This window comes from Polaromonas sp. P1_E3, from assembly GCF_056405935.1.
Map to the genome: position 1 here is coordinate 1 of NZ_JBFUBD010000285.1, position 3,515 is coordinate 3,515.

3 protein-coding genes and 1 pseudogene are annotated in these 3,515 nt (G+C 59.2%); all 4 read right to left on the reverse strand.

Annotated elements, in window-relative coordinates:
• Nucleotides 1–645 (reverse strand): ABC transporter permease (locus tag AC1D0Z_RS17855; RefSeq protein WP_477659540.1); only part of this gene is annotated, 645 nt, incomplete at its 3' end.
• Between the two features lie 24 nt (nt 646–669).
• A complete protein-coding gene (locus AC1D0Z_RS17860; RefSeq protein WP_477659541.1) occupies nt 670–1,773 on the reverse strand; it encodes an ABC transporter ATP-binding protein in 1,104 nt (367 codons plus the stop codon).
• A 107-nt stretch (nt 1,774–1,880) separates the two neighbouring features.
• Nucleotides 1,881–3,044 (reverse strand): extracellular solute-binding protein, encoded by a 1,164-nt coding sequence (locus tag AC1D0Z_RS17865; protein WP_477659542.1) that lies wholly within the window; start codon nt 3,042–3,044, stop codon nt 1,881–1,883.
• Between the two features lie 300 nt (nt 3,045–3,344).
• Nucleotides 3,345–3,515, reverse strand: a pseudogene (locus AC1D0Z_RS17870) (malonyl-CoA synthase); the annotation flags it as partial.

Below are 3,515 nucleotides of genomic sequence, written 5' to 3' on the forward strand. Positions count from 1 at the left end.
GTCATGGGCCGCCTCCAGCAGGCGAAAGTCCATCTTCACCAGGTTGGCGTAAAGCGGCAGGATCATAAAGGGGCAATACACATAGGTCATGCCCACCAGCATGGATACGTCGGTGTAGAGCATCACCATGGGCTCCTGGATGATGCCCAGCGAAATCAGCAGGTTGTTGAGCACACCCTGGTCGGCCAGGATGCCCTTCCAGGCGTACACGCGCAGCAGGAAGGACGTCCAGAACGGCAGCATCACCAGCATCAACAGGGCCGGGCGAATGGCGGGCCGGGACCGGGCGATGAAATAGGCAAATGGGTAGCCGATCACCAGGCACGACAGCGTAGTGAGCAAGGCGTACTTCAGCGAGGTCTTGTAGGCCTCCATGTAAATGGTGTTGCCGAAACCGCCCACTGCATCGGCCGCGCTGTCGATGAAGATCGAGGCGTAGTTGTTGTAGCGCAGCATGACATGCCAGGAACCTTCGACCGTCTCGATCAGCGGCGCAAAGGGGTCCACGCCATTGCCCATGTCCGTCACGCTGATCCGCAGCAGGATCAGGAAGGGCAATACAAAAAACAGCAGCAGCCAGACGTAAGGCACGCCGATCACGAAGCGCCGCCCCAGGTTGAGTTGTAGCCAGGAAGGAATTCTCATCGCACAGGTGTTGTTGTGGGCCGGCTACTGCGTCAATACCACCGGCGCTGAGTCGTCCCACCAGAAGAACACCCGGTCATCCCAGGTGATCAGGGAGCTCTCATGGCGCGTCGTGTTGGTCTCTGTGATCTTCACCGTGCGGCCATTGGCAGTTTCCACGATAAACGTGTTGTAGCTGCCGAAGTAGGCAATCTCCCGCACCTTGCCAGTGAACAGGTTGACGTTCACATCCGGCCGTGTTTTGGCAATATGGATCTTCTCCGGACGCACGGCAATGGCTGCAGACATTCCGAGCGTGCCACTGATGCCGTGCCCGACATTCACCACCCCCTGGTCGGTCGTGACTTCGCAGCGGTCCGGCTCATCCAGCGTGAGCTCACCCTCCAGCATGTTGACGTTGCCGATAAAGTCAGCCACAAACCGGCAATTGGGGTGCTCGTAGATTTCCTTGGGCGTGCCGACCTGCAGGACACGGCCATGGCTCATGACGGCGATACGGGAGGCCATGGCCATGGCCTCTTCCTGGTCGTGCGTCACCATCACGCAGGTTACACCCACGGACTCCAGGATGTTGACCAGCTCGAATTGCGTGCGCTCGCGCAGCTTTTTGTCCAGCGCGCCCAGCGGCTCGTCGAGCAACAGCAGCTGGGGACGTTTGGCCAGGCTGCGCGCCAGCGCCACGCGCTGCTGTTGGCCGCCTGAAAGCTGGTGCGGCTTGCGTTTGGCAAAGGTCTCAAGCTGAACCAGCTTGAGCATCTCCTGCACGCGCGCCTCGATCTCGCCCTTCGGCATGCCTTCGCGCTTGAGGCCGAAGGCAATGTTGTCCCAGACCGTCAGGTGGGGAAACAGCGCGTACGACTGGAACATCATGTTGATGGGCCGCTCGTAAGGCGGAAACGATGCGATGTCCACACCGTCCAGGAAGACCGCGCCGGAAGTCGGCTTTTCGAATCCGGCGAGCATGCGCAGCAAAGTCGACTTGCCGCAGCCCGAGCTCCCCAACAGGGCGAATATCTCGCCCTTGTGGATGGACAGGGACACATCATCCACAGCCGCCACGCCGTCAAAGCGCTTGACCAGCTGGTCGGTCCGCAAAAACCCGTCACCGGCCGAGAGAGGTAGATTCATGAACAGGATTCCCTGCCTTGATCAAAATGAAAAAAAGCCGTGCACACAATATTGCATGCACAGCCGGGTTCACACTGAAATCAGCGCTTGCCAGAGATCAGTAAACGTCACTTGCCTTTTTTGAAGGCCGTGAACACATTGCTCATGGATTCACGCGCTTCGTTGCTGAAGCTGGCTGGAGACACCATTTTTTTCAGGTTGTCTGCATCGGGAAATACCGCCTTGTCCTTGGCAATCTCAGGCTTCACGTTGGCCAGGCTGGCCTTGTTGGCGGTGGCGTAGCCCAGCTCGTTGGTCAGAGACGCAGATACCTCGGGACGCAGCGAGTAATTGATGAACGCCAGCGCGTTATTCGGGTGCTTGGCATCCTTCGGAATGGCCAGCGTGTCAAAGAAGATCAGGCCGCCTGTGCTGGGCAACAGGGCCTCGACGTCATTGCCGCTCTTGTTTTCAAGGGCACGGGCGCGGGCGATGTTGATGTCGCCAGCCCAGGCCAGGGCCACGCAGGCTTTGCCACCGGCCAGGTCGTCAATCATGGTGCTGGAGAACATGCGGATGTGCGGGCGCACCTTGGCGAGCATTTCGGCTGCTGCCTTGTGGTCGGCCGGATCGTTCGAATAGGCATTCTTGCCCAGGTAGTGCATGGCGGGCGGCAGCACTTCGGTAGGCGAATCCAGGTAGGCAATACCGCAGGACTTGAGCTTGGCGGTGTAGACCGGGTTGAACACCAGGTCCCAGGCGTTTTCAGGCATGGGCGTGGAGCCAAGCGCCTTCGTCACCTTGGCCTTGTTGATGCCGACGGTGGTGAAGCTCCAGGCCCAGGGAACGAGATAGGCATTGCCCGGATCGATGGTGCCCAGCTTTTCCATGATGGCCGGGTCGAGGTTGCCGTAGTTGGCGACCTTGGACTTGTCGAGCTTGGCGAGCAGGCCGCCGTCGATCTGCGGCTTGGCAAATACGGCGCCCGGCACCACGATGTCGTAGCCGGTATTGCCGGCGACCAGCTTGGCGTGCAGCGCTTCGTTGTTTTCAAAGGTCTGGTAGTTGACCTTGATGCCGGTTTCCTTTTCGAAATTGGCGATCATGTCCTTGGCGACATAGTCGGGCCAGTTGTAGACATTAAGCACCTTCTCTTCGGCGGGGGCAGCGGCCGGCGCGCTTGCAGCGGGAGCCGGAGCAGCCGCTACCGGGGCCTCCTCTTTTTTCCCACAGCCGGCAAGCACAGCTACCAGGATGGTCGAAAACGCCAGATACCCAAGATGCTTTTTCATAATGTCCGCAACTCCTCTTAAAACTTGGAAGTGAAACCAGGAAACGTGCTCAAAAATACAAGCAAAAATCAGACCGGAGCAATTGTATAAGAGGGCTGCAGCGGCGGGAACTTTTTATGCCTGGCGTTGGACTGCCTCATCCCATTACAGGTCTTCTGCCCCCCGGAGAGGGTCGGCTTTCAGGTTGGCAACGCGCAGCCGGCCTGCCAGCGCGATAGCGATCGCCCCCCCCCCCGCGGCACCCGGCCGGCCAAAACCCCGGGCTCCGGGGGCCCGTAACAAGGGGTTGCTGCTCAGGCGCTAGACGGCAACCTGGGAAAAAAGGTTTTTGTACTGCTCCCGCAGCAGGTTCTTCTGGACCTTGCCCATGGTGTTGCGAGGCAATTCGCTGACCACAAAGCACAGTTTCGGAATTTTGAAATTGGCCAGCCTGGACTTGAGCTCGCCCACAATCTGGCTGCCTTCCAGTGT

Excerpts from the sequence above, each read along its gene's own strand:
- AC1D0Z_RS17865 (WP_477659542.1), bottom strand. The coding sequence starts at position 3,044 with ATGAAAAAGCATCTTGGGTATCTGGCGTTTTCGACCATCCTGGTAGCT.
- AC1D0Z_RS17860 (WP_477659541.1), bottom strand. The coding sequence starts at position 1,773 with ATGAATCTACCTCTCTCGGCCGGTGACGGGTTTTTGCGGACCGACCAG.